At 44.4% G+C, this 25628-nt stretch carries 15 protein-coding genes and 1 pseudogene; 14 read left to right on the top strand and 2 right to left on the bottom strand.

The window, feature by feature from the left end; all coding sequences use genetic code 11:
- Positions 1 to 203: 203 nt before the first annotated feature.
- Positions 204 to 1040, bottom strand: coding sequence for an alpha/beta fold hydrolase (locus tag FE296_RS27120; RefSeq protein WP_124114954.1), 837 nt, complete (start codon positions 1038 to 1040; stop codon positions 204 to 206).
- Between the two features lie 491 nt (positions 1041 to 1531).
- Between FE296_RS27120 and FE296_RS27115 the strand changes: the two genes are divergently transcribed.
- The 13 genes and pseudogenes from FE296_RS27115 to FE296_RS27055 all read left to right on the top strand — a co-directional run bounded on the left by FE296_RS27115 (position 1532) and on the right by FE296_RS27055 (position 22606).
- Positions 1532 to 2116: an RNA polymerase sigma factor gene (locus FE296_RS27115; protein ID WP_124114955.1), complete on the top strand. Its 585-nt coding sequence runs from the start codon at positions 1532 to 1534 to the stop codon at positions 2114 to 2116.
- Complete coding sequence (locus FE296_RS27110; RefSeq protein WP_190945585.1) at positions 2077 to 3096, top strand: DUF4367 domain-containing protein; 1020 nt, start codon at positions 2077 to 2079, stop codon at positions 3094 to 3096. The genes FE296_RS27115 and FE296_RS27110 overlap by 40 nt, the downstream gene beginning before the upstream one ends.
- A gap of 282 nt (positions 3097 to 3378) precedes the next feature.
- Positions 3379 to 3725: pseudogene (locus FE296_RS27105) on the top strand (NAD(P)-binding domain-containing protein); the annotation flags it as partial.
- Positions 3726 to 3933: 208 nt separating this feature from the next.
- Positions 3934 to 4359: a MarR family winged helix-turn-helix transcriptional regulator gene (locus tag FE296_RS27100; protein WP_150367051.1), complete on the top strand. Its 426-nt coding sequence runs from the start codon at positions 3934 to 3936 to the stop codon at positions 4357 to 4359.
- Between the two features lie 117 nt (positions 4360 to 4476).
- Positions 4477 to 5055, top strand: a complete 579-nt coding sequence (locus FE296_RS27095; protein ID WP_150367050.1) for a histidine phosphatase family protein — start codon at positions 4477 to 4479, stop codon at positions 5053 to 5055.
- 380 nt (positions 5056 to 5435) lie between these two features.
- Positions 5436 to 6368 carry a bifunctional helix-turn-helix transcriptional regulator/GNAT family N-acetyltransferase gene (locus FE296_RS27090; protein ID WP_124114959.1) on the top strand — a complete coding sequence of 311 codons (933 nt, stop codon included), beginning with the start codon at positions 5436 to 5438 and terminating at the stop codon, positions 6366 to 6368.
- 366 nt (positions 6369 to 6734) lie between these two features.
- Positions 6735 to 7256 carry a CDP-diacylglycerol--serine O-phosphatidyltransferase gene (gene pssA, locus FE296_RS27085; protein ID WP_124114960.1) on the top strand — a complete coding sequence of 174 codons (522 nt, stop codon included), beginning with the start codon at positions 6735 to 6737 and terminating at the stop codon, positions 7254 to 7256.
- Positions 7257 to 7268: 12 nt separating this feature from the next.
- Positions 7269 to 9056 (top strand): ABC transporter ATP-binding protein, encoded by a 1788-nt coding sequence (locus FE296_RS27080; protein ID WP_150367049.1) that lies wholly within the window; start codon positions 7269 to 7271, stop codon positions 9054 to 9056.
- A 246-nt stretch (positions 9057 to 9302) separates the two neighbouring features.
- The gene (locus FE296_RS27075; protein ID WP_150367048.1) at positions 9303 to 11357 is read left to right on the top strand and encodes an alpha-galactosidase; all 2055 of its coding nucleotides are present in this window, start codon (positions 9303 to 9305) and stop codon (positions 11355 to 11357) included.
- A 153-nt stretch (positions 11358 to 11510) separates the two neighbouring features.
- Positions 11511 to 13844: a glycoside hydrolase family 95 protein gene (locus FE296_RS27070; RefSeq protein ID WP_150367047.1), complete on the top strand. Its 2334-nt coding sequence runs from the start codon at positions 11511 to 11513 to the stop codon at positions 13842 to 13844.
- Positions 13845 to 13944: 100 nt separating this feature from the next.
- The gene (locus tag FE296_RS27065) at positions 13945 to 15477 is read left to right on the top strand and encodes a response regulator (protein ID WP_150367046.1); all 1533 of its coding nucleotides are present in this window, start codon (positions 13945 to 13947) and stop codon (positions 15475 to 15477) included.
- Between the two features lie 251 nt (positions 15478 to 15728).
- On the top strand, positions 15729 to 20318 hold the full coding sequence (locus tag FE296_RS27060; protein WP_150367045.1) for an S-layer homology domain-containing protein: 4590 nt from the start codon (positions 15729 to 15731) through the stop codon (positions 20316 to 20318).
- Positions 20319 to 20485: 167 nt separating this feature from the next.
- Entirely contained in the window at positions 20486 to 22606 is a 2121-nt protein-coding gene (locus FE296_RS27055; RefSeq protein WP_150367044.1) for an alpha-galactosidase, read from the top strand.
- Positions 22607 to 22674: 68 nt separating this feature from the next.
- On the opposite strand, the gene FE296_RS27050 is transcribed toward FE296_RS27055, so the two are convergent.
- Positions 22675 to 24402, bottom strand: a complete 1728-nt coding sequence (locus FE296_RS27050) for a cache domain-containing sensor histidine kinase (protein WP_190945583.1) — start codon at positions 24400 to 24402, stop codon at positions 22675 to 22677.
- Between the two features lie 253 nt (positions 24403 to 24655).
- On the opposite strand from FE296_RS27050, the gene FE296_RS27045 reads away from it, so the two are divergent.
- Positions 24656 to 25612 (top strand): ABC transporter permease, encoded by a 957-nt coding sequence (locus FE296_RS27045; protein ID WP_062322050.1) that lies wholly within the window; start codon positions 24656 to 24658, stop codon positions 25610 to 25612.
- The last annotated feature ends 16 nt before the right edge of the window (positions 25613 to 25628 follow it).

Below are 25628 nucleotides of genomic sequence, written 5' to 3'. Positions count from 1 at the left end.
GGTTCAGATCCATCATGTACCAAGTAGCCATCAATCATATGCATAGTGGCTCTTTTTGTGTATTACCAGTGATCAAGAGGGTGTTCATTCTTCATATGCATATCCTATGAAATAATGAAAGAGCAGGACGTCTCCTCTATAGGAGACGTTCTACTTCTTCTCTCATTTTATTCTTTTGGCTAAAATCATCAGTCGAATTAAATTTAACCTTGCAAAAATTCGATCAATGCTGCATTAAATTGTTCAGAATGGGTCGCATTAAATCCGTGTGGTCCACCTTCGACAACGACCAGACGGCTGCCAGGGATGGATTCATGGGTACGTTGTCCGCTCACCTCCAAAGGCACGATGGCATCTGAATCGCCATGGATAACCAGTGTTGGAATGTTGAACTTCTCCAGATCCTGACGGAAATCAGTAAGGGCAAAGGCAGCAATACAATCCAATGTGCCTTTTGGTGAAGCCAGAGCTGCAATATCACGGTTATAGATACGGAACGGTTCGCTCACGAGGTCTGTACGGTCTCCAGCAGCGAAAAAGTTGTTTGTGAAACCATCCAGGAAAGCTAAACGATCCGCTTTTACCCCGTTTTGGAATTCTGCAATCGTTGCATCATCCAATCCTCCTTGAGGGTTGTCTTCGGTTATATAGAGATAGGGAGGAACCGCTCCCGCAAATACAGCTTTAGAAACGCGCTCTGTTCCGTAGGTTCCCACATAACGTGCAACTTCGCCGCCACCCATGGAGAATCCGACTAATGTGGCATCGCGCAGATCAAGGTGCAGAATCAATTTATGCAAATCTGAAGCGAAAGTATCATAGTCATAACCATCCCAAGGTTGGGAAGACTGACCAAATCCACGACGGTCATATGTGATAACACGGTAACCCGCTTCAATCAAGGCAGGAACTTGCTTCTCCCAGGATCGTCCACTCAAAGGCCAGCCATGAATCAGAATAATTGGTTTTCCCGCACCGTGATCTTCATAATACAGTTCAATTGGTTGTTCATTCTCAGAGCCTACATTTACTTTAGACATGGAAAATACCTCCATTAGTTAGTATATTTTTTTGTTTATACAGAAGCTATTTGGCTCAGAAATATGAATGGGTCTTGTTCATGGATCGCCTCACTTTCTATACCATTTGTATCATTATAAACCGATCGGTATATACTTGCAAGTTCATATTTTAGCACCATGTCGACGCCTCCAAATTTTTAAGTTCAAACCTAATTAATAACAATCATATGGGGGATTAAAAATACAGGTTGAAGAATCGAGGGACAAGAACATAGCCTGATTACTGATTGGCCGAGAAGAATTTCACCACAGGGATCGAAGGATGTATTATTTATTATTGAAAGATTAGATGTTGAATTTGCTCTTACAGTGTTGGGGTTTTGATTGGTATAGAGTATGGTTGAACAACAATCTAGAGACTTTTCTAAAAAATGTCCCTTTAGAACTACCACGTTTGTTATACATATATAAACATCATCACGAATACCTGGGAGGTGCCTTAAAGAAACATGGATGAGGAAACTGAATACAGAATTAAAAGAGTACAAGCGGGCGAAATTCAGGATTACGTTTATATCGTTCAAAAATACCAAAAACAGATATTTATGTATTGCTGGAGACTTATATCAAACAAACAGGAAGCCGAGGATGCTGTTCAGGACGTTCTGGTTAAAGCCTATGAGAAAATAAATCTCTATAAGCCTGAGGTGAATTTCTCCGCCTGGCTCTACAAAATGGCCTATCATCACTGCATAAACATAATCCGTCGAAAAAAAATGCAACAGAAATGGAAACTCAGACTAATGGCTCAAGATCAATCTGCCATTAGTCCTGCAGAAATGCTGGATAGCCAACTCTTTAACGAACCACTAAGCCGCGCGCTTGCAAAACTAAATGTAGCTGAACGGAATCTACTGATTCTACGCGTTTTTGAAGAAAAATCGTTTGCAGAAATAGCTGAAATTCTGAATAAAAGTCCCGACGCCGTCAAGAAAAAGTTTGGCAGAACCAAAATCAAACTCAAAAAATGGATGAGCCCAAAGGAGGAAGAACTATGCCAAAATTACAACGTACTTCTCAAAACGAAAATCTGAAAGAAATGGATCTTTTGATCGAAGAGGAGTTTCAGAATTTTGATGTCACTGACAAAGTCATGGCTCGGGTCCATAACCTGGCAGTTCACAAGCGAGGCTTGGATGCCAGAGCAAAGGTTCGTCAAAGAGTCGTGGTTCCCGGGCTAACCGCAATGTTCGTTCTTGGAGTCTCAGTCACAGGGTATGCGGCCTCACAATATATTGAATTTCTCAACCATAAAGGCGAGGTGGTATTGAATACTGCCGCCGCCAAAGAACCGACTGACTTTATTACAACTTACACGAACAGACTGGAATTTTACACAAATCAGATTAAAGAACAGTTGCAACCTGGAGATTATGTTGCCTATTATGTCAAAGATGAGTTAATTAATAACGCAGATAAATCAAATCCCGTAAAATTTGAATATAAATGGATCGAATATTCTAATTTTAGCAGTTTACAAGCTGAAATTAAGCGGACGCAGGCTCCCGTTTTAAATTCAATAACGCATCTTCCTCAAGGTTACCAGTTTGATTACGGATACGTTTATCCTGCCGATCTGTATACAAATCATCTCGCAGATCCTGCTTACCTGAAGTTAACAGACGACCTGAAAAAACAAGCTGAATCTTCTTCGGATGGGCAAAGGCTGTATATTAAAAAACTGAACTGGAACAAGGCCGACTTCTCTTTAGCACGCTATGTTAATGGGAAGAACATTGTAACTGTAACGGCAACAAAAATATTCCCTGACTCCAAAGTGACCATATTCCAGAACGATCAAGCTAAATCCGAGAAGCTGAATATTCGAGGTAATGAGGTATATTATATTCAATCCGATACCAGAGATAGAGAAACTAATTCCGGTACTTTCCATCGAATTGGATGGAGGGACGATCACAATCATTTGTTATATGAAATATCCAATAATGCGGACAGCAATCTAAGTAAGGAAGATCTGTTCAAAATAGCTGAAGAGATGATTACATCTCGCTAGTGTTATAAACTACACAGGAATAAGGGAGGCACTTTAGATATTTGTTCTGTTGCACTGAACTGAAGGACACAAGATATGCGGCAGCACTGATATGTGAAACTAAACTCCAGGGACAAGAACATTGTTCCATTCTAAGTCGCTATGAAGCGGCTTTTTTATTTTATAGGTATGAAAAATGTCCAGGGACAGGATTAATGTTCACGAAAACCCTTCTGAGTATCAAAATTACATGTATCAGGGAAAATGACAGCATTATTTAAATATTAAATAGGAGTGAACAAAATGAGATTCGGAATCATTGGAGCAGGACCCATTGCATTATCTTTCGAAAAAGTTGCTAAATAATAATCATGATGTGAAAATTGCAGATGCTCGTGGTATAGAACGTCTCGAAGGTAAACCACTTAATGCAACTCCTGTGAAGGTAGAAGATGTAATTTCAAATATTGATGTCCTTATCCTATCTATTCCTCTATATGCACTGCCTAGTATTCGTAGTGTAGTTGAAACAAGCGGCGGATGAAATTATTGTAGTCGACACTTCCAATTATTATCCTCAAATGGGAGGGAAAATTGATGAGATCGAGAACGGGATGGTTGAAAGTGTCTGGGTCACAAAACAATCTGGTGGATATTCGCATAAAGAAATCTTCAGTCTAAATAGAGAATTGTATAATTCCTAAATCAATAACTCTGATCACATACAAGAGAGAGATTTACTAAAATTGATGTATTTGGACCGAGATGAGTCTACCTTGAAAGTCAATTGACTCCTAAAATAACGTCGTGATACATTTAGTTTACTAAATATTAATCGCTTAAAGGGAGGGATAATACATGACAGATGCAGTAGACTGTGACATCCGACAGTCCTTAGATCGGATTTCCTCCCAGATGCGTCGAAATTATAGTGAATCACTAAGGGAACTTAATCTTTATGTAGGGCAAGATAATTTGCTGCATCGTCTATGGATGGAAGACGGGGTAACACAGATGCAACTATGTGAACACTTGAAATGTGAGCCTCCAACAGTAACAAATATGGTTAAATCACTGGAGCAAAACGGATTTATATATCGCAAACGTGATACACAAGATGCACGAGTCATGCGTATTTATCTGACCGAAAATGGAAAAATATTAGAAAAACCAGTTAATAAAAAATGGTGGGAGCAACAAGAGAAATTGCTTCACTCCATTTCTGAGGAAGAACGTTTGATATTAAGAAAGCTAATGCAACAAATGGAGAGGAATATAGTATAATTCGATTGAGCCGCAATTATGCGGCTTTTTTCGCATATTTTCAAGCTTGGTAGGAAACTTGATAAACTTAATTCATTAAAGCGACTCACATTAATACGTAGGAAAAGAGGGATACATATGACTACGCTAGGATTGATACGACACGGAGTCACAGATTGGAACGATGAATATCGAACACAAGGCCATTCCGATATTCCGCTCAATGAGAGAGGTCGAAAACAAGCTGAACTATTGTCCAAAAGAATTGGCATGGAACGGTGGGATTATATTTATTCCAGTGATTTGTCCAGAGCACTTGAAACAGCGGAAATCATCGGTAAGATCAAGAATATCGAAGTGAGAACGGACCTGCGCTTAAGAGAAATGAACTGTGGACTTATAGAAGGAACGACAGAACAAGAGCGCGTCAAACGGTGGGGATATGGATGGTTCAGACTAGATCTCGGTATCGAATCAAACGATGAGATTGTAAAAAGAGGAAAACAGTGCCTTACCGACATATCATTCAGACACCCAGACCAGAATATATTAATTGTGAGTCACGGTGCATTCCTTGGAATGACTCTGAAGAGACTCATACCCCATATCGATATGACAGAAAGTTTATTCAATACATCGGTTACCCTGTTGAATACGGGGCAATCGCGATGGAACTGTTCGCTGTATAATTGCACTAAACATTTATTGAATCTTTAGCTGTTACCGAAACATCATAGGCCATAGCGTGCAAAGCATCGTTAAAGATGAGCTCCTTTATATTTCTTCAAGAAACATGAATATGTTCCCATTGCCGATTAGTTGATTAACTAAGTAAGGGCGATGGGTCTTTTTTTTGAATAATTGAAACGCTAAAGGCTGGTTTTTCGCCAAGAGAACACTCGAGAATATTTCGTTTTTTGTGACCCTCCATTAATGGATTCATCCAGTTTGCTATTTTTGTAAGTTTGAAACCATGAATCTTCTAACACTGGGGCTTCTAAGCAAACCCAATTTAGTTGACTAAGTCTATTAAATTGGATATAATTCGTATAGTTGACTTAGTCAATTAATATGTTCGGTACATATAGGAGGCTACCATGAATTCACAAACATCGATCATTCCCATCATCCGCAAATTCAACAGATTCTATACAAAGGTACTTGGCCTGCTAGATAAACACTTGCTCAACAGTGACTTTTCTCTATCTGAAGCACGGGTTCTCTATGAAATCGGCCATTCCGAGCACTGTACAGCTAGTATGCTCATCGAGCAACTTCGTCTTGATCCGGGGTATTTAAGCCGAATTTTGAAACGGTTTGAAAAATTAGGGTTAACCTACCGCGTACAATCCAAAGAAGATGGACGATCGTCTCTGCTGTATCTGTCAGAACTCGGAAAAGAAACATTAGCCAGGATGGACGAGTTATCTGACGAACAGATACGCAGCATGATTCTCGAATTGCCCGATCAGAGCCAGCGAAGCATTGCCAGAAGCATGACGGTCATTGAGAGGGAGTTGTCTAACGAATCGGCAGAACGGAGAATACATATCCGGACCGAGCTGAACCCTGGAGACGTCGGAGCACTGATTCAACTGCACGGCTGGGTCTATGCCAAGGAATGCGGCTATAACCACGAATTTGAAGCATATGTCTGCAAAACGTTTTATGATTTGCTGCCAACCTACAGCCCGGACAAGGACCGCTTCTGGTTGGCAGAATTGGATCATAAAATTGTCGGCAGTATCGCGGTTATTGGCCATCCGGGCGAGAGAGCCCAAATTCGTTGGTTTATTCTGCATCCAGACTATAGGGGGATGGGGATCGGGAACAAGCTCATTCAAGATGCTATCGCATACTGCCGAGAAAAAGGATTCCGAAACGTCTTTCTCGAAACGACGGAGAATCAGAAGACAGCCATAGCTATGTATACGAAAGCAGGGTTTGTCAAAACCATAGAACTAGAGAACAATAATTGGGGAGTTCGTCATATCGAACAAACCTATGAACTTCATGTTTTTGAAGAATAATTGAGTCAGCGTAAATATTTGTTTAAAGGAGCCAAGTTCTTATCCCAACTGAGGATAAGAACTTGGCTCCTTTGCTGAACTAGGGCATGAACATTTGTTGTTTAAAAGTTTTATCTGTTTAAGTCCGCATTTATTAACATAAAAGTGGATATCTCACTTTTATTACGCATCACGGCTATCCATTAATCAGCGACTTAAGAATTCTTAAGAATTATGAAGCCCGTATCTTAAGAAAATTCCCATAAGCTTATTAAGCATAAGCAATGGAGAGAGGGAAGGAAGGTAGGGGGTATCCAACAAAAAAGATTCGACAAGATTATCAATTTTTAACAAAAGTAATAATTTCATCTTTAGTGAGGAGAATCTATGTTTATAAAGAATATTCCCAATCTGCTTACCTTTATAAATTTGTCATTTGGGGTACTTTCAATTGTTGAGGTAATTAATCAGAATTACTTCGCAAGTGCAATGTATATCATTATTTCAGCATGTATAGATAGATACGATGGGATAATCGCTAGACGATTAGATGTTTGCAGTGAATTCGGAAAAGAATTGGATTCCTTGGCCGATTTGGTTTCCTTTGGTATTGCTCCTGCTTTACTTATTTATTTTAAATTCAATTTTGATGATCTTGGCATGATGAGGATGCTTGGTATCGTTGCTCTATTGTTATATATCGTCAGCAGCTCCTACAGACTGGCGCTATTTAATATAAGAAAATTTGAGGGTACCTTTCGCGGAATTCCAATAACCGTGGCAGGTTTTGTTCTCTCCACATACTCGGTGATTGCACCAAGTACAGATAGTTTAACACTTATATCCGTAATTACATTGCTTGCCTTTTCCTATTTAATGGTATCAAGTATAAAATTCAAGAAAATATAATAAGGAGTAATCATGAATATTCAAGATGGATATATAAATAATCGAGATTGTGACAAACCTTTAAATAAAACCGGCCTACGTTATTTAACGAAGCTTTTATTCTCTACAGGAGTTCCCAAGGTGGTCCTATGCATTGCCCTTATTCTAAGTATTGTCAGTTCTTTAGCAGGATTAATTGTTCCAATTGTTACCGGAAATATGATTGATCAATTTCGTTTGGAATTAATAAATGCCACGATGATTATACAGCTTGTGCTTATCTTTATCTTGCAAGCCGTATCAAGTGGATTCTCATATTATCTGTTAGCTTATGTCGGCAATAGAATGGTTAATCAAGTGCGTAAACAGCTCTGGGAAAAGATGCTTTATCTACCGATGCGTTTTTTTGATCGCTACCGCTCTGCGGATCTCATGAGTCGCGTTTCAAACGATACAAATGAGATTAAATCACTCATTACCGATCACTTAATCAATTTTATTTCCAATTTAATTACAGTTTTTGGTGCATTGGCCATGCTGTTTTATTTGGATTGGCAAATGACGTTAATCATTATGTTGGTATTACCGATTAGTTTAGCTGTAATGATGCCAATGGGGGATAAGATGTATGCAATATCCGTACGTCTACAGGAACATTTGGCGGCTCTATCCTCGACACTTTCGCAAATAATTGGGGAAATGAGACTGGTTAAGGCCTCTAACTCTGAACGAAAAGAATTGAGAAACGGCGAAGTTAACATGGATGATTTATATCAGGCAGAAATGAAAGAAGCTCGAATTAATGCAGTACTGATGCCTTTGATGACGTTGATTATGATTGTCCTTCTGGTTGTAATCATTGGTTATGGTGGGGTGCGTGTTTCCTCTGGTGCTCTTACTGCAGGAAAACTTGTGGCATATATTTTACTGTTGTTTCAAATTATGATTCCTTTTGAACAGTTTGGATCTTTTTTTTCGAATTTAAAAAAAGTAATGGGGTCAACAGAGAGGTTAAGGCTTATCTTGGAACAGCCCCTCGAAGATGATAACACAAACTATGTCATGCCGGACAAGAATAACATCTTAGAGTTTGGCGAGGTTTGTTTTGGTTATGAAAGTGATAAACAAGTTCTGTTGAATGCTACGTTTACTATACCAGATCGTAAAGTAACTGCTATAGTGGGTCCTAGCGGAAGTGGAAAAACAACCATTTTTTCGCTTATTGAGAGATTTTATGATCCGGAAAATGGAAACATATATTGGGGGGGTAAACCAATTAAATCATTTTCTCTTCATGATTGGCGCAGAAAAATCGGTTATGTGTCTCAAGAAAGCTCTCTTATATCAGGTACAATTCGAGAAAATATAATCTATGGTAGGGAAGACGAAGTGAGTGAACTGGAGATGATTAACGTAGCACGACTTGCATATGCCCATGATTTCATTGATGCCTTACCAAAAAAATATGAAACAGAGGTAGGGGAGAGAGGAATCCAGCTATCGGGCGGACAACGCCAGCGTATAGCTATTGCTCGTGCTTTGTTGCGAAATCCGGATATCTTGCTGTTGGATGAAGCAACCGCTAGCTTGGACAGTAACTCAGAACATGAGGTTCAAAAGGCCTTGCATCATTTGATGCAGGATCGTACAACCATTGTAATCGCACATAGATTATCGACAGTTGTTCATGCGGCTCAAATTATTGTATTTGATTACGGACAAGTTACAGGGGTTGGAAAACATGAAGAATTACTCCAGACACATCCTTCCTATGCAGCTTGGGCATACAAGCAGTTTCAAGGTATAAAGACTATTAATTAAATTGTAACTTAAATCTAATTTCATTTCAGATCGACCGCAACTTCGTTGCCTCTGCCGGGGACTGTGTGCTTAGAGGTGAAGATCAATTGTGATAACGCTTGAGTTGAGTTAAATCACGTTATGGATCGGAAGATTGTTGCATGGAAATTGCTCTATTTGGTCTTTATAATGAGGGCAGACTTGGGCAGGAGAGACCTTAACCAGCTCCGCTCAGGGCACAGCATGCAACAATAAGGAGGCACCGTAATGCTAACTAGCGATACAGCCGTACAAGTGCAGCAACAGGATGATAATCTTGTAAGCGTTACAAATGGGCACGTAAGCCTGGAGATAAATCTTGAAAATGGTGAAGTGTCATGCATCGGCAATCATTCTTCCTACGTGAAGGGCATTCGTAGTGCTTTTCGCTGGCAGGGTCGGGAGTACGGTACGGATCATTATCAGGTCCACGAGCTGACGGCACAGGAAGATATTGTTCGAGAAGGTTTTGGAAAAGGTATCCACTTGGTTGTTCTGCATAAAACCTCGTTGCTGCCGCAACTGGAGCAGCATTTCTATATGTATGAATCCTCACCGTTTGTACTGGTGCAGACCGCTATAGTCGGTGATGAAGAGATTAAGGCGAATCACATGGCTGTCATCCAATCCAAAACCATATCCCTCGGCGGCAAATCCGGCCAGGATGAACCGAGCATTCTGCGTGTACCGTTTGACAACGACAAATGGGTGAGATATACGGTGGTCAAGCCGCCGATTGATGTGGAGAGTTACGAGGCGACAGCCTTGTTCGCGCCGGATAGCCGCCGGGGAATTGTGATGGGTTCCCTTACGCATAAGGTATGGAAAACAGGGATTCGTATGCAAAGCGAAAAAAGAGGATCAATCGAGGGGCTTGATCTGTACGGCGGTGCCGTGAGTGAACTGACTCGCGATTCCCAGCCTCATGGCTATGTGAAGGGAAAAAGAGTGGAATCTCCCCTGGTATTCATCGGGTTCTATGAAGACTACCGTGAAGGCCTTGAAGCCTACGGTCAGGCAAATACCTGGATTGAGGCTCAATTACCTTGGGAGGGCGGCGTTCCGATCGGGTGGAACAGCTGGTCCGCGGCCATGAGTGATCTGGACTACGATCTGTATACAGCAACCAGTGATTTTCTGAAAAAAGAAGTGCAACCACTAGGATTCCAGAATGAAGATACTTTATATATTAACTTTGATGCATTCTGGGACAATTTTACACCGGAAGAAATGAAGAGTGCGTTGGACCGGGTACGGCAAAACGGACATAAAGCGGGCACGTACTGGACCCCATTTGCCTTCTGGGGAGGGCCTGATCAGTTCGGTCAGACGGTCGAAGGAAGTAACGGCAAATACACCTATGCTGATATCCTGCTGCGTGACGGTGAGGGCGAGATCCTACAGGATGTAGACGGTGGTCTGGCTATAGACCCGACACATCCTGGGAACTTGCAAAGGATTGACTGGTTCACGGACAAATTCATCTCGGAAGGTTTCGAATATATCAAATTGGATTTCTTGGCGCATGGCGCACTGGAAGGGCAGCACCACAACCCGGATATTACAACAGGAATCGCGTCTTATCACTATGGCATGTCTTATTTGCAGCATAAGCTCTCCCCAGACGTAATCGGACGACCGTTTTTCATTAACTTGTCCATCGCTCCATTATTTCCTTATGCTTTTGCCCACAGCCGCCGTATCTCCTGTGATGTCTTCGGTACACTTGCGGATACGGAATACCTGCTGAACTCATTGACACACGGCTGGTGGATGAGCAATACGCTCTATCGCTTCAATGATCCTGATCATTCGGTGTTGTACAAAAGCTTCAACCAGGAAGCTACCGGCTGGCATGAAGGACGCAGCCGTCTAACCGCTTCAGTTATTACCGGTACGGTGCTCCTGCTCGGGGATGACTTCCGTAAAGAGGAAGCTGCCGAACGAGCAAAAGAATGGCTTGGCAACAAGGATATTTTGAGCGTTGCTCGTATGGGCAAAACCTTCCGTCCAGTTGAAGGTGATTATGGGAAGCTGTCTTCTAACGTGTTTGTCCTGGAATCGCCGGAAGAGAAGAGTTTCTATCTCGCCGTCTTCAATTTTGATGCTGAACAAGCTGCGGTTAAATCTATCTCACTGGAGCGGGCCGGACTAAAGGCCAATGCTGTATACAGCCTGCAGGATCTGTGGGAAGGCTCACAAGGGGAAACGTCTGGAGGGCTTACTGTCTCACTGGAACCGGCGGAATCCAAAGTCTTCAGATTGACTGTGAAGGAAAACTGATCTGAGGCGAAGTGACAATTCAAAGCTGTGATTCAGTTTTAGAATAAAAACAAAGTCAAACGCGCGCTTTTGTATCTCACAGATCGCGCGTTTGTCTATTTTGGGAACGAGTCTATTTCTAAAGATAATCATTATTGGACTGGAGGACATGATATGAACGATTTTACTATGTGGTATTCAACGCCTGCTGCAAATTGGTCTCAAGGCCTGCCGCTGGGAAATGGAAGAATAGGGGTAGTTGTTATGGCGTCATCGCATCGAGAGGTATGGAGTATGAGCGAGGTTACTTTCTGGTCTGGTCGGATTGAACAAGAGCAGCCTTCTGAAGGAGGCAAGGCTGCACTGGAAGAGATGCGTAGCTACTTCTTCTCCGGCGATTATGATGAAGGAGATCGTCTTGCCAAACAACATTTGCAGCCAAAGAAGGGTAATTTCGGTACTCATCTTGGATTATGTGAAGTTGTTATTGATTTTGAGAAGAGGAATCGGGGTTCTGATGAAGCTGGAAGCTTCCAACGTGAGCTGGATCTGACTCATGCACTGGCTGGGGCGTTCTGGAAAGATGACGATACCACGATTCGACGTGAAGTTTACGCTTCTCACGCCGATGATATAGTGGCCTCCCGAATTTGGAGCGAAGCTCCTGGTGGCGTATCCTTTACGCTAGGTTTGGAAGGGGGAACGGAATCATTCAAGGTTGCAGCCTTAGATGACAACACGCTTGAATTCCAAGGACAGGCAACGGAAAATGTACATAGTGATGGAACTTGCGGCGTATGGGCCAAGGGCCTGTTGAAGTTGGTTGTATCCGGGGGGACCATCGCTAGGACAGATGGAAACCGATTGACCGTGTCCGGAGCGGATGAGGCTTGGATTTATTTTAGTGTAAGTACAGATTATCGTCGTACAAATTCGGATTGGAAAACAGAGAGCGAGTCTACGCTGTTGAAGGCTTTAGACAAGGGGTATGCCTTGCTCAGGGAGGAGCATATCCGCGATTACGGCGAGCAATATAACAAGGTTGATATTCGATTGGGGAGCAAGGGGAAATCCGGTCTGGCTACAGACCAACGCATTCGTTTGTTGGAACAGAATGACGGGAATGAAGATCCGCAGCTGTTCGCATTGTTTTTTCAATATGGACGGTATCTGACCATTGCGGGTTCTCGCAAAAACTCTCCGCTGCCGCTCCATCTCCAAGGAATCTGGAATGATGGTGAAGCGTGCCGGATGGGCTGGAGTTGTGACTATCACCTGGACGTGAATACCCAGATGAATTATTACCCCACAGAGATTGTGAATCTGGGAGAGAGCCATCTTCCACTGTTGCGCTACGTTGAAGATCTGGCACTGGCGGGCAGAGAAACAGCTCGTAACGTATATGGATGCGACGGATGGGTCGCTCATGTGTTCTCCAATGTATGGGGCTTTACGCTGCCTGGATGGGAAACCTCGTGGGGGCTGAACGTTACAGGCGGATCATGGCTGGCTGCACACCTGATTGAGCATTATGAGTACAGTCAGGATCGTGTTTTCCTTGAGAATGTGGCTTATCCTGTACTTAAAGAATCCGCGGCCTTCTATCTGGATTACATGTGTGAGCATCCTCGGAACGGTTGGCTGGTGACGGGTCCTTCCAATTCGCCGGAGAACCATTTCTATCCCGGTAATTCCAGAGAAGGGACACAACAGCTGTCCATGGGAACGACAATGGACCAGATGCTGGTGCGCAGGCTCTTTGAATTTTGTCTTCATTCAGTTGAACTTTTGAACAAAGACGAAGAACTCGGACGCAAGCTGGAAGAAGCAATTGGCAAGCTTCCACCTCTACAGATCGGCAAAAAAGGGCAGTTACAGGAGTGGCTTGAGGATTATGAGGAGGCGCAGCCGGAGCATCGGCATTTGTCTCATATGTATGCGCTGTATCCGGACAGTCGGATTACACCTGACCGTACACCGGAACTCAGTGCGGCAGTACGGATAACGTTGGAGAACCGCATGGTCCAGGAAGAGCTGGAGGATGTTGAATTTACAGCTGCTTTGTTTGGACTGGGTTTTGCGAGATTGCATGATGGGGAGACGGCATATAAACACCTCTCACATTTGATTGGCGGCCTGTGCTTCGATAATCTGTTCACCTATTCCAAATCCGGAATTGCTGGAGCAGAGAGTAATATTTTCGTCGTTGATGGAAATTTCGGCGGTACAGCTGTCGTAGCGGAGATGCTGCTGCAAAGTTATGCGGGCGAGATTCATCTGCTCCCAGCGCTGCCACAGGCATGGAGCACAGGCTCGATAACCGGGCTGAGAGCAAAAGGGAATGCCGAGGTTGACATCGTCTGGGAGTACGGACAGTTAATTTCTACGAACATTCATACTTTCTCTGCAGGAACGTTCACCATTTATTGGGGCAAACAAAGAACGATCCTTCATGCCGAAGCAGGCGAAAGTTACTATTTCAATAGCGAGCTGCAGTTGGTAAAATAACGATCTATACTTGAAAATAACTTTCATTTATATGGACCATGGTCCCACGGAGGGAAAAACATATAATAGAGACAGAAAGATACAAAGGGAGGGGACATTGATGTACAGTATTTTTTTGGTAGACGATGAAGAATTGGGACTTGAGATGATGAGGGATTATATCCGTTGGGAAGAGATGGGTATCTATATCATGGGAACGGCGAGTAACGGCAGGGAGGCCTTGGAGAAAATTGAGGCCACCCAACCTGATATCGTTCTTACCGATGTTCAGATGCCGATCATGAACGGTATTGACCTGGCGAGAAAGATACATGAGAGCTACGACTCGATCCAGGTGATGTTTCTGACCGGGCACGATGAATTTCAATATGTAAAATCGGCTATCAACGTAGGGGCCGTGGGATATATGTTAAAACCTTTGGATTTAAACGAAATTGAAAGCGTTATCACTAAAGTTAAACAGCGTTGTGAAGAGGTTGCAATGAAGAACCGTTCCATGGAGGCGGCCAAAGCCAATATCCTGAAAGAGTTATCTTACGAAAAAAATGAGGCTCGTGCTAATGATCTTGCTTGTAGTTACAGTCGTCTAACCCGACAACCGGAGACCGCCCAATATGCAATGGCCTTGTTCAGTATCGACCCCAAGGAGGCTGAAGAGGAACTGCAAAGTCTGGAGGAATCTACAGGTCGGCTGGTGGCTTTTCTCGACCATTTCTTCAAGGCGAAGAACATGAAAGCAATCTTTGTGGATTACAAAGAAGGAGAGACAGGTGTATTTATGGAAGCGGCACAGCAGCCGGGACATTATGCGTGGGAAGACTTGGCTGAGGCTATCCGTAGTTCCCTGGATTTTACGGTGACGGCTGCTGTAGGCGGACAAGAGACCACGTTACCCCATATTCATTGTCTGTACGAAGAGACACGAACCATCTTGAATGAGCGTTTCTATGAAGGTACAGGCACAATTATTCATGCTGGGACCGTTTCGAATCAGTTTTATACAGAGCATATGCCCCCTTTTGATCAAAAGGAATGGTTCGATTCCATTAACGGACTGGATTTTGAATGGGCGGCACAGAGGCTGCACGGGTATATTGAGGGATTGGCAACACTGCGAGTCAAGAAAAAAATCATCTGTGACTGGTCGATAGATCTCGTGAATGAATTGCTGGAGCAGCTTCATAAACCTGTTCCGAAGCGGGCTGAGCTGTATCATTCCATCTATAATGCACTGACTCTGCATGAGATCGAGGATCTGATTCTCGGTACTGCGGAGGATGCGGTGAGCATGCTGGGTGAACGGTTTATGGACAAAAATGCAAAACTGATTCACAAGGTCCGCACCCTCATCGACCAGAATTACAATCAGCCGATTACCATCAACAGTCTGTCTGATCAGGTCTATTTATCACCGAACTATTTGAGATCCATTTTTAAGGACAAAACAGGGATGACGATCCACGATTATCTGACACGCATCAGATTGGATAAAGCCAGGGAACTGCTGGCAGACGGCTCGCTCAAGATTCACGATATCGCGCAGACCGTGGGCTATGAGAGTACATCCTATTTTATTTCTTTATTCCTGAAGACACAGGGCGTAACACCCAACGAATACAGGAAAAGTATGTGACGATAGAGGCTGTCAGGTAATGATGGTATTGATATGGCAAATGAAAGAGGCTTTCCTGTATGAATAGTAACATTGTGGTATGGAACATCCCCCTCCTCCTTTTTACAATTATGCATATAGGAAAGGAAGGAGGAGAGAGGGGATTTGATTTGACAGCCCTTTATGAAAGCGATTACAAATAATGGCTGTGAACCACTGCAGGAATAGACATAGGGAGATCTAACTCAATCATTAAAAAATGGAGGCATGTTATGTTGGGACGGATGATGAAAAAAGGATTTGTGTTCTTTATCATATTTTGCCTAGTAGTTGGCGGGGGCCAGTTCGTCCGAACAGCTCACGCCGATGATATGAATACCTATGAAGCCGAAGCGGAAGGGAATACTTTGCTAGGTAACGCGATGATCTCTGATAGCCCGACGGCTTCAGGTGGCAAAAAGGTCGGAGGCATGTACCAAGGCAGTTCCTTGCAATTTAACAATGTCACTGTAAGTGAAACAGGAAATTATAAAATTTCCGTTTACTACATTTCAGGTGATTCGCGGCCATTCAATATTAGTGCGAATGGCGGGGAGAAGCAATATGAAGAACCGTCCAAGACAGTCGACTGGGATACGGTGGGAACATATGATGTGACCCTTCCGTTGAACGCTGGAACCAACACCATCCTGATTGATGACAACAACTGGTATTCTCCCGACATCGACAAGATTGTGATCCGCGGTTTGGACAGTGGCCACCCGGGAGAAGGGGGCGGAGACGACTGGAAGAAAAATTTGCATGGTGCAATTATTGAGGCAGAAGCGGCCGACAACATTTTGAAAGGCAATGCCAAGGTGGTAGACAGCAGCATTAGTTCGGGTGGGAAGAAAGTAACCGATCTGAACAAAAACAGTTCACTGCAATTTACGAATATCAACGTACCGGCAGATGGTACATATTTGATCCGAATATCTTATATTTCCGGTGATCAGCGACCTGTTTATATGCAGGTGAACAATGACACGGACGAGATGATTGATCTGCCCAAAACGGCAAACTGGGACACGATTGGCATGTATGATGTGGAGGTATCTCTTCATAAGGGTGTCAATACCATCACGTTCTCAGATCATGACTGGTACTCCCCTGATTTGGACCGAATTGAAGTGATTCCGTATACAATTAGTTATGAAGCCGAAGATTCGGACAATATGCTGACTGGTGAAGCGCGTGTAACGGACAGCCCCACAGCATCAGGTGGCAAAAAGGTCGGATATCTGAATGGCGGGAGCTCCTTAACATTCAATAAGATTATAGCCCCGATGACAGGTAATTACCGTGTTACGGTCGCTTATTTTTCCGGTGATCCGCGCAGTTTCTATGTCCGCGCAAATAACGGGGAAGAGCAGTTCCACGACCTGCCCAAAACACCGGATTGGGATACGGTAGGTACGTATGATCTTACACTCCCATTAACTGAAGGCGAGAATACGATTACCTTTTCAGACAACAATGGTTATTCTCCCGATCTGGACCGGATTATCGTAGAGCCTGCGATAGAGACAGAACCCGAAAATCCAGGTGAAGGAGATGACGATCTGGGAACACCGGTTGACTCGCAACGATACGGGGATATTACGGTGACTGATTACACTCATGGTCTCTTGGTATCGAACGGACAATACGAAGTGTCTTATAATACCCAGACTGGATTCGTCGGCTATAGCTGGGCAGAAGGGCAGAAGATGCGGGGGATTTTCAGCAGCATTAAACTTGGTGAGAGCCTTGTGGAAACCAAAGGGTATGAGAGTCATACGAGCGGTGGAGCACCGGTGGAGATTCAGGATGGATTCGGCAAAGGCGTTGAGTTCAACTTTGTTCATACTTCGACTGGCAAACCAACCCTGAAGCAGGTCTATCGGTTTTATGAAGATCAATCGTATTTCCTCAACCGTCTGGACGCCATCAGTGATACAGAGATCCAGAGTAATTACATGTCACCAATTACCGTGAAAAATACGGGTGGTGTGGATATCGGCGTCAGCTCGGATAACCGCGTGCTTACGGTGCCTTTTGACAACGATGCATGGATTCGCTATAAATCTCAAACGATGAACCGGGCGGATACCAGCTACGAGATGACAACGGTATTCAATAACTCGACACGTAACGGTCTGGTGATCGGTTCAGTAACCCATGACACCTGGAAGACCGGTATTGACTGGAAAGGCTCAGCTAATCGTCTGAATGAATTTACTGTGTATGGCGGGGCAGCGAGTGACGTTACCCGCGATTCCCAGCCACATGGCAGCCTGTCCGGTACTGAACTGTCCTCACCGCTGATTATGGTAGGTGGTTTCAGTGACTACCGCACAGGGCTTGAAGAATACGGTAAAGCCAATGCGATTATCACACCTCCGCTGGCGTTGAATCCGGAGCTGCCACAAGGTGTTCCAGTAGGTTGGAATAGCTGGGGAGCTTATGATAGCGGGCTTTCGTATCAGAATGTAGTGGATGTATCCAATTATTTCAAGAACAATCTTAAGAAGTTCAACAATAACGGCAATGTATTCATTAATATGGATTCCTACTGGGATAATCTAAGTAATACTGAGCTTGCCCAAGCTGTATCTGTCATTAAGGACAATGGTCAGCATGCAGGCATCTATTGGGGACCATTTGTATATTGGGGCAATGATATGAGCCAAAAAGTGGATGGTACCAATGGGCAATATACGTATGGTGATATTGTGCTCAAGGATAGTGCAGGGAAACCTCTGCCTACACTGGATGGAGCATATGCACTGGACGTGACACATCCGGGGAGTCAAATGCGCATGAATTATTTTCTGGATAAGTTTAAAGCTCTTGGCTTCACATTCATCAAACTGGATTTCCTAACCCATGGCTCGCTGGAAGGCCAACACTATGACACTAATGTGACGACAGGGATCCAGGCTTACAATGAAGGGATGCGTTATGTCGAAGAGCGATTGGATGGGAAAATGTTTATTAGTGCGTCCATTGCACCGATCTTTCCAAGTCAATATGCGCATAGCAGACGGATCTCTTGTGATACCTATGGCAAAATCAATGAGACGGAGTACATGCTCAATTCATTGACATATGGTTTCTGGCAAAATGGAACGATCTATTCTTATACAGACCCAGATCATTTGGCATTAAGCCGTGCCTCAAGCTTGGAGGAAGCCCGCAGCCGGGTGAATTCCGGTGTAATTGCCGGCACGGTGATGATGGATTCCGATGATGTGAACGATCCCAAGGCACAGGAATACATGACATCATTGTACAATAACACGGATATTCTTCAGGTGGCGCTGAAAGGCAAAGTATTCAAGCCGCTTGAAGGAAATACGAATGCAAATGCCGCAGATTCGTTTGTTCTGAAAGACGGCAATGATTATTACCTTGCCGTATTTAATTACAATGCCAAGAGTTCAGCAAACAAAACGATCGATCTGGGCCGCGCCGGATTGAATGATTCCAAAACCTATACTTTAAAAGACTTGTGGACAGGTGAGTCTTCGTCAGCCACGGGTTCATGGTCCATCTCGCTGGGGCCGGCTGAATCGAAGTTGGTTAAATTGACCGAAAAAGCAGTCACCCCGGAAAATCCAGGCAACCCAAATAACCCAGGGAATCCAGGGAATCCGGGCACTCCTGGCAACAATGGCAATAACAACAATAATATTAGCGAAAACTCCGGCAGCACCGCTGCTGAAGGGAACGATACAGCAGCACTGGTCATCACAACGGATATGCTGAAAGTGGACAGTGGAGCAGGGAAAGCCGTTGTAGACATCAAAGCGGATACTCAGGAAGTACAACTTTCATCTGCTGTCTTACGCCAGCTCGGCAACCGTACACTGGAAGTGAAATCAGGCAAGCTAACCCTGCAAATCCCTGCAAGTTTGTTCCAGCAGCTATTGAGCAAGCTACCGGCAGGGCAACAGGAAGAAAGTACAATATCCCTGAAAATGGTTTCGCTTGACAGCAAGGCCAGGGAGGTCGTTGCCGCAGTGGAATCATCTTCCCTGGCAACGGTTACCCTTAAGGGAGAAATCTATGAATTTAGCCTTTCAGCAACAACTAAATCAGGTACAACCGAAACACTCGCTGCGTTTGATCACCCGGTTACACTGAGTCTGGCAGCGGAAGAAGGTTTCGACCCTTCACAGGGAGGAATATATTATATTAACAAAAATGAGACTTTGGAATTTCTGAAATCAGATTACGTGAATGGTGTATTAACGACTAAAGTGAGCCACTTTAGCAAGTATGCCGTGCTGGAACTGGATCGGACTTTTACCGACGTTCCGGCCAATCATTGGGCTAGCTCTGTCATCAAGGAGTTAGCGGCTAAGCTGTTTGTAGATGGCACAAACGAGGAACAATTTGAGCCAGGACGTGCAATCACCCGCGCTGAATTCACCACCATGCTCGTTCATTCTCTGGGGCTGACCGTAACAGGAGAAATACAATTTTCAGATGTTGCGACAGATGCCTGGTACGCGGAACCTATCTCGATTGCGACCCAAGCCGGTATTGTGAAGGGCCGAAGCGCAGTCAGTTTCCAGCCGGATTCACAGATTACCCGGGAGGAAATTACGGTGATGCTGATGAAGGCATATGAACTGAATGTTGGGAACGTGCCTGTTGGTTCTAGGGATATCTTGTTTACTGATATGAACCAGGTTTCTTCATGGGCAGCTGCTTCGGTAAAGGATGCAGCCCGACTAGGACTGGTTCAAGGCCAAAGACAGGGACAGTTTGTGCCTAAGGGGATCGCATCCCGTGCAGAAGCGGCTCAGGTCATCTATAACTTAATTTTGAAGTAAGCTTTAAGGCTGCGAATTATATCGCAGCCTTATTTTCATAACTTTGAGATGACAGATGATTTCCCCTATGGATTGTAAGATTGCGATATGGCTAATGTAACTCCTGCTTCCTACAATAATAAGTATGTTCACAACACACAGCACGAGGGTAACAGGAACTCGAAAGGATGATAAACTTGACGATTCAATATAATGAACAGCTACGTATATTTGCAATACAGACGCAAAATTCGTCCTACCTTTTCGGAATTAATGAGAGAGAACACCTCCAGCATCTGTATTGGGGTGACCCCGTTGATATTGAGGACAGCGCTCCGTTGCTCCAACTACAATCCCATAGCTCTTTTGACGCGGAAGTGGAAGGAGAAGTGGAGGAGTACAGCTTCTGGGGAGGCGCATCTTATACAGAACCGTCTTTGAAGGTTCGTATGCCTGATGGGGTTCGTGATCTCCGGGTATGGTACGACCATCACGAAATTACTGAAAAGGACGGCAGACAGACGTTGATAATCACGTTGAAGGATCAGGTGTATGCACTTGAGACGCAGCTGATATATCGGGTCATCCCGGAATTCGATCTGGTGGAGCGTTACGCCAATATCGTAAATACAGGACAGGAGGAAATCGTGCTGGAAAGCATGCAATCGGCAGCCTGGACTTTGCCATATCTCCAGGATTACCGCCTGACGCATGTTACGGGGAAATGGTCGGGTGAATTCCAACTGCGCAATACCATTTTGACAGAGGGAAAAAAGGTACTTGAATCGCGGAGAGGTTTCACTGACGGTCATGCCAACCCATGGTTTGCGATTGATGATGGTCTTTCCACAGAAAGCGGCGGTGGGGTATGGTTTGGTGCTCTTGCCTGGAGCGGCAACTGGAAGATTGTTGCGGAGAAGACCCCATTTACGAATGTACGGGTCACAGGTGGCATCCATGATTTTGACAATGAATGGTTGCTGGGTGCGGGCGAAACGTTTGAGACGCCTGTCTTTGTCGGCGGATTCAGCCCGGAAGGCTTTGGCGGAATGAGCCACCGCTTGCATCAGTACCAATACAATTACATACTGCCGCGCAGTGAAATCGGTAAAGTGCTGTACAACTCCTGGGAAGCTACCTATTTCGATGTTAATGCCCAGGACCAAATGGCGCTTGCCGAAAGGGCAGCCAAAATGGGTGTGGAACTATTCGTTGTGGATGACGGCTGGTTTGGGCAGCGGAATTCCGACCGTGCGGGCTTGGGCGACTGGAACGTGAACAAAGAGAAGTTCCCGAACGGACTTGTTGAGCTGATTGACCGGGTTCACGGACTGGGGATGGAATTCGGCATATGGGTGGAGCCGGAGTCGGTTAACCCGGATAGTGATCTCTATGGAGCACATCCGGACTGGGTATATCATTTTGAGACCCGGGGACGTACGGAGCTTCGCAATCAGCTGCTGCTGAACATTTCCAAGCCAGAGGTTAAGCAATACATTATCAATTTTATGACCGAACTGCTTGGCAACCATGAGATTAGGTTCATTAAATGGGACATGAACCGGACCATCACGGAGCCGGGCATGAAGGGTCACCCCATTAACCGCCAGAAAGAAGTATGGGTAAGGCATGTCCAGAGTCTCTATGATATATGGGCACAGCTGCGAGCCAAGTTCCCGGATGTCGAGTTTGAGACTTGCGCAGGAGGTGGCTCGCGAATTGATCTGGGCATCTTCCGTTATTCTGACCAATCCTGGCCGAGTGACAATACGGATGCGTTCGACCGTCTGAGCATTCAGGAAGGCTTCTCGTATACGTACGCACCACGTATGATGACCTGTTGGGTAACCGAGTCACCTACAGGAATGAACGGTCGAAACGTCTCCCTGAAGTATCGCTTCCACAGTGCAATGATGGGTACGCTTGGTATTGGCTCCAATCTGAATGAGTGGAGGGATGAATGGATTGAACAGTCCGGCGAATTCATCGGTCAGTACAAAGCCATTCGCCACCTGGTGCAATTCGGCAGACAATTCCGTCTGACTTCGCTTCGCCATAAGGGGGTTACTGCTGTCCAGTACAGTGATGCTGCGACAGGTGACCATGTACTGTTTGCTTTTCTTCATTCGCAGAAGCTGGGTGAACCGTTGCCTAGACTCCGTTTGGCAGGCCTTCAGGCTGACAAGACCTATCTCATTGAAGAACCGGGGTTAACGGTCAGTGGCCGTGCGCTGATGAACATCGGGGTGGAGTTGCCTTTGCGCGGTGATTTTGACAGCCTGGTGTATCGTATTCGTGAGCAGATATAATAGGATGTTGTAGAACGGTTTAAAAGGAGTGCTTTGCAGGCCGATAACGGCTGCATCGCACTCCTTTTTTATTGGATCTCTTTTTGCGGCAGACGGATCTGTACGGTAGTTCCCATACCTAGCTTGCTATATACTTTAACACCGTAGTATTCACCAAATTTCAGCTTAATCCGCCGATCCACATTTGAAATCCCATAACCCCGTCCTTCTTTCTCTTCAAACAAAGCCTCAAGCTTCTCTCGCCGCATGCCCATTCCGTCGTCTATAACCGATAAGATGATGCTACTGTTATCGATGACGCCCTTGATATGGATATTTAGGGGCCGGTCCTGATTCCAAAGAGCGTGAATGACTGCATTCTCCACAAAAGGCTGTAAGGCAAGCTTCACGGTCGAGTAGGGCAGGATCGATTGATCTATCGTGTAGATGATGTTCAGCTTGCCCTTAAACCGGATCAGTTGAATGGCATTATAACTTTGGGTCAGTTTCAGCTCCTCATTGATGGTCAGGATGCTCTTTCCTTTGTTCAGGGATATTCGATAAAACTTGGCCAGATGAAGAACCATATCCTGAATCTGTGGATCCTGATGCTTCACGGCCAGAGAAGAGATCGAACCGAGTGTATTATACAGAAAATGAGGATTGATCTGAGCTTGAAGCAGGTCCAGTTCGGCTTCCTTGCTTTGCAGCTCTTTCTGGTAGACTTCGGTAACCAGACTTTTCAACCGAGTTGTCATCTGTTCAAATGCAAAGTGAAGCTGTCCGATCTCATCACTGCCCATTTGCTCCTCATGAGTAGGGTTGAAATCCCCCCGCTCAATTCGCCGAATCATCCGAATTAACGTTCTGATGCGATTGCTAAACAGCGAAGCAGTAATATAGATGAGCAGCAGCGCCACGCCGATGAAGCCCAGAGAAATGTTGATAATGAGCTGAGAGAGTGATTTGGCATCCTTGATAATACTGTCATACGGAAAAATGGACACCGTTCTCCAGCCATTTTTGAGCGTGTTATAGACCGCTAGAGCCTTCACGTCTTGATATGTTGTATCAAATCTGCCTGAAGGCGTCTCGTCAAAATTCTGATGAAGCAATTCGGGCAGGCTTGTATTGATTAACTGTTTGTCCGCTGAAGACAGAATCATACCCTTGTCATTGATAATAAAAATATCTTTGCCACCTGCTTCTTTTTCCATGAGAGAATAGATGACTGACTCGGAAATTTGAAAGACCAGCATCCCGTAGGGGTACTGATTACTATTGTTGTTCAACAGCCGGGCGAGTGTAAACATGGCAGGACCGTTCTCTGTCTGCGGCGTGGAGAGATGAATAATGTTCCCATAGGATTGCTGCAGCTTGTGAAACAGTTCCGTGTCCTGAACTTCGGGTGTGATCGGCCGGATATAATAATTGTCTTTGGGCAGCGACGGATTATCCGAATAAATGAATGCGCTATCAAAATCAGGGTAGGCAGCCATCACAGTGTCGATTCGATTGCCAATGTAATTATAGACATCCAGATAAGATGGATCATCCTGATACTCGTTTGTAAGGTAATTGGCAAGGCGGTTATCCAAATAAATGGAGGCGGAAATGTGTTCGTAACTATCCAGCTTGTTCTCCAGATTTTTAGTGATCTGAGCCGTTGAGTTCGTCATATTGATGTAGATCTGCTCAGTAAGCTTCGTTTTGGTTAGCTCATAGGAAAAATAAACCAACAGCATCATCGGAATGATCGTGACTAGTACAAATACCATAAACAGTTTGGAACGAAAACTCAGGTTTACAAAAGGCATGTACATATATCTTCTATAAAATTGGCGCATCCGGAAGCCCTCTCTTGACTGAATATTCGTTGCACAGTTCATCATAGCAGAGTGAATATGGAAATCCAATCCTCTCTTTGCACAAAAACATCTTTAAAAAGCGGTATCTTTCGGAGAATTCAACTATGGCGAGTAAACCGTGTCAAATTTATGATGAATAGGAGAGAAGTTGAATCAAGATATGGCCGACCATGCTGCTGTATAGAAAAAGGGAGGGTACTTAATGCATAAGGTAAGCGCTATCAAAACAGTCAGGAGCAATAATCTGATAAGCAGACTAAAAGAGCAAAAATGGTTATTCGTGCTTATGCTTCCTGCCTTCATTGCGACATTGCTATTTTCCTATGGTCCGATGTTTGGACTATATATGGCGTTTACAAATTATCAGCCGGGTGGGGGATCGTTCTTACATCAGTTCTTCCATGCCGAATTTGTAGGTTTCCAGTGGTTTGAGTATTTCTTTACTACAGGGGATTTCTATCGGGTTATGCGTAATACGCTAGCGACAAGCTTGCTGACACTGTTCTTCGGATTTCCTGCGCCAATCATCCTCGCGCTTGTACTGAATGAAGCGAGACAGGGATTTTTCAAACGTTTTGTACAGACGGTTTCTTATCTGCCGCATTTTATCTCATGGGTTATTGCAGCCAACATTGTGATTACGCTGCTCGCTTCGGATGGAATGCTTAACAATATTCTGGTTCTGCTGGGCATTGTCAAAGAACCCGTTGCATTTTTGCAAAATGGTCCTCTGTTCTGGTGGATTATCGCATTGTCGAACATGTGGAAAGAGATGGGGTTCAGTGCCATTATGTATCTGGCCGCAATCGCTTCCATTAATCCGGAGCTCTACGAAGCGGCCAGGGTGGACGGAGCCAGCCGATTCAAGCAAATGTGGCATATAACGCTGCCATCCATGCGCCCTACCATTGTCATATTGGCTATTCTCGCGGTCGGAGGCATTTTGAATGCAGGATTTGAACAGCAATACCTGCTGCAAAATAATACCGTGCTTGAATACTCCGAAGTTATTGATATTTATGCTTACAAATACGGACTACAAAACAGCATGTTCTCTTATGGTGCTGCTGTGGGAATGTTCAAATCCGTTGTTGCCTTCATTCTTGTCCTTATCGTGAACCGGATTTCCAGAAAAGTGAACGACCAGGCGTTGTTCTAACTACAGAAGACAGAGG

Source organism: Paenibacillus sp. UASWS1643, from assembly GCF_008693195.1.
Taxonomy (GTDB): domain Bacteria; phylum Bacillota; class Bacilli; order Paenibacillales; family Paenibacillaceae; genus Paenibacillus; species Paenibacillus amylolyticus_B.
Note: the sequence above shows the minus strand (reverse complement) of the source record. Positions and strands in the feature narration are given on the sequence as shown.

Bases quoted from the DNA above. Each gene is read 5' to 3' on its own strand.
- FE296_RS27120 (WP_124114954.1), bottom strand. From the start codon at position 1,040: ATGTCTAAAGTAAATGTAGGCTCTGAGAATGAACAACCAATTGAACTG.
- FE296_RS27115 (WP_124114955.1), top strand. From the start codon at position 1,532: ATGGATGAGGAAACTGAATACAGAATTAAAAGAGTACAAGCGGGCGAA.
- FE296_RS27110 (WP_190945585.1), top strand. From the start codon at position 2,077: ATGCCAAAATTACAACGTACTTCTCAAAACGAAAATCTGAAAGAAATG.
- FE296_RS27100 (WP_150367051.1), top strand. From the start codon at position 3,934: ATGACAGATGCAGTAGACTGTGACATCCGACAGTCCTTAGATCGGATT.
- FE296_RS27095 (WP_150367050.1), top strand. From the start codon at position 4,477: ATGACTACGCTAGGATTGATACGACACGGAGTCACAGATTGGAACGAT.
- FE296_RS27090 (WP_124114959.1), top strand. From the start codon at position 5,436: ATGAATTCACAAACATCGATCATTCCCATCATCCGCAAATTCAACAGA.
- pssA (WP_124114960.1), top strand. From the start codon at position 6,735: ATGTTTATAAAGAATATTCCCAATCTGCTTACCTTTATAAATTTGTCA.
- FE296_RS27080 (WP_150367049.1), top strand. From the start codon at position 7,269: ATGAATATTCAAGATGGATATATAAATAATCGAGATTGTGACAAACCT.
- FE296_RS27075 (WP_150367048.1), top strand. From the start codon at position 9,303: ATGCTAACTAGCGATACAGCCGTACAAGTGCAGCAACAGGATGATAAT.
- FE296_RS27070 (WP_150367047.1), top strand. From the start codon at position 11,511: ATGAACGATTTTACTATGTGGTATTCAACGCCTGCTGCAAATTGGTCT.
- FE296_RS27065 (WP_150367046.1), top strand. From the start codon at position 13,945: ATGTACAGTATTTTTTTGGTAGACGATGAAGAATTGGGACTTGAGATG.
- FE296_RS27060 (WP_150367045.1), top strand. From the start codon at position 15,729: ATGTTGGGACGGATGATGAAAAAAGGATTTGTGTTCTTTATCATATTT.
- FE296_RS27055 (WP_150367044.1), top strand. From the start codon at position 20,486: ATGATAAACTTGACGATTCAATATAATGAACAGCTACGTATATTTGCA.
- FE296_RS27050 (WP_190945583.1), bottom strand. From the start codon at position 24,402: ATGCCTTTTGTAAACCTGAGTTTTCGTTCCAAACTGTTTATGGTATTT.
- FE296_RS27045 (WP_062322050.1), top strand. From the start codon at position 24,656: ATGCATAAGGTAAGCGCTATCAAAACAGTCAGGAGCAATAATCTGATA.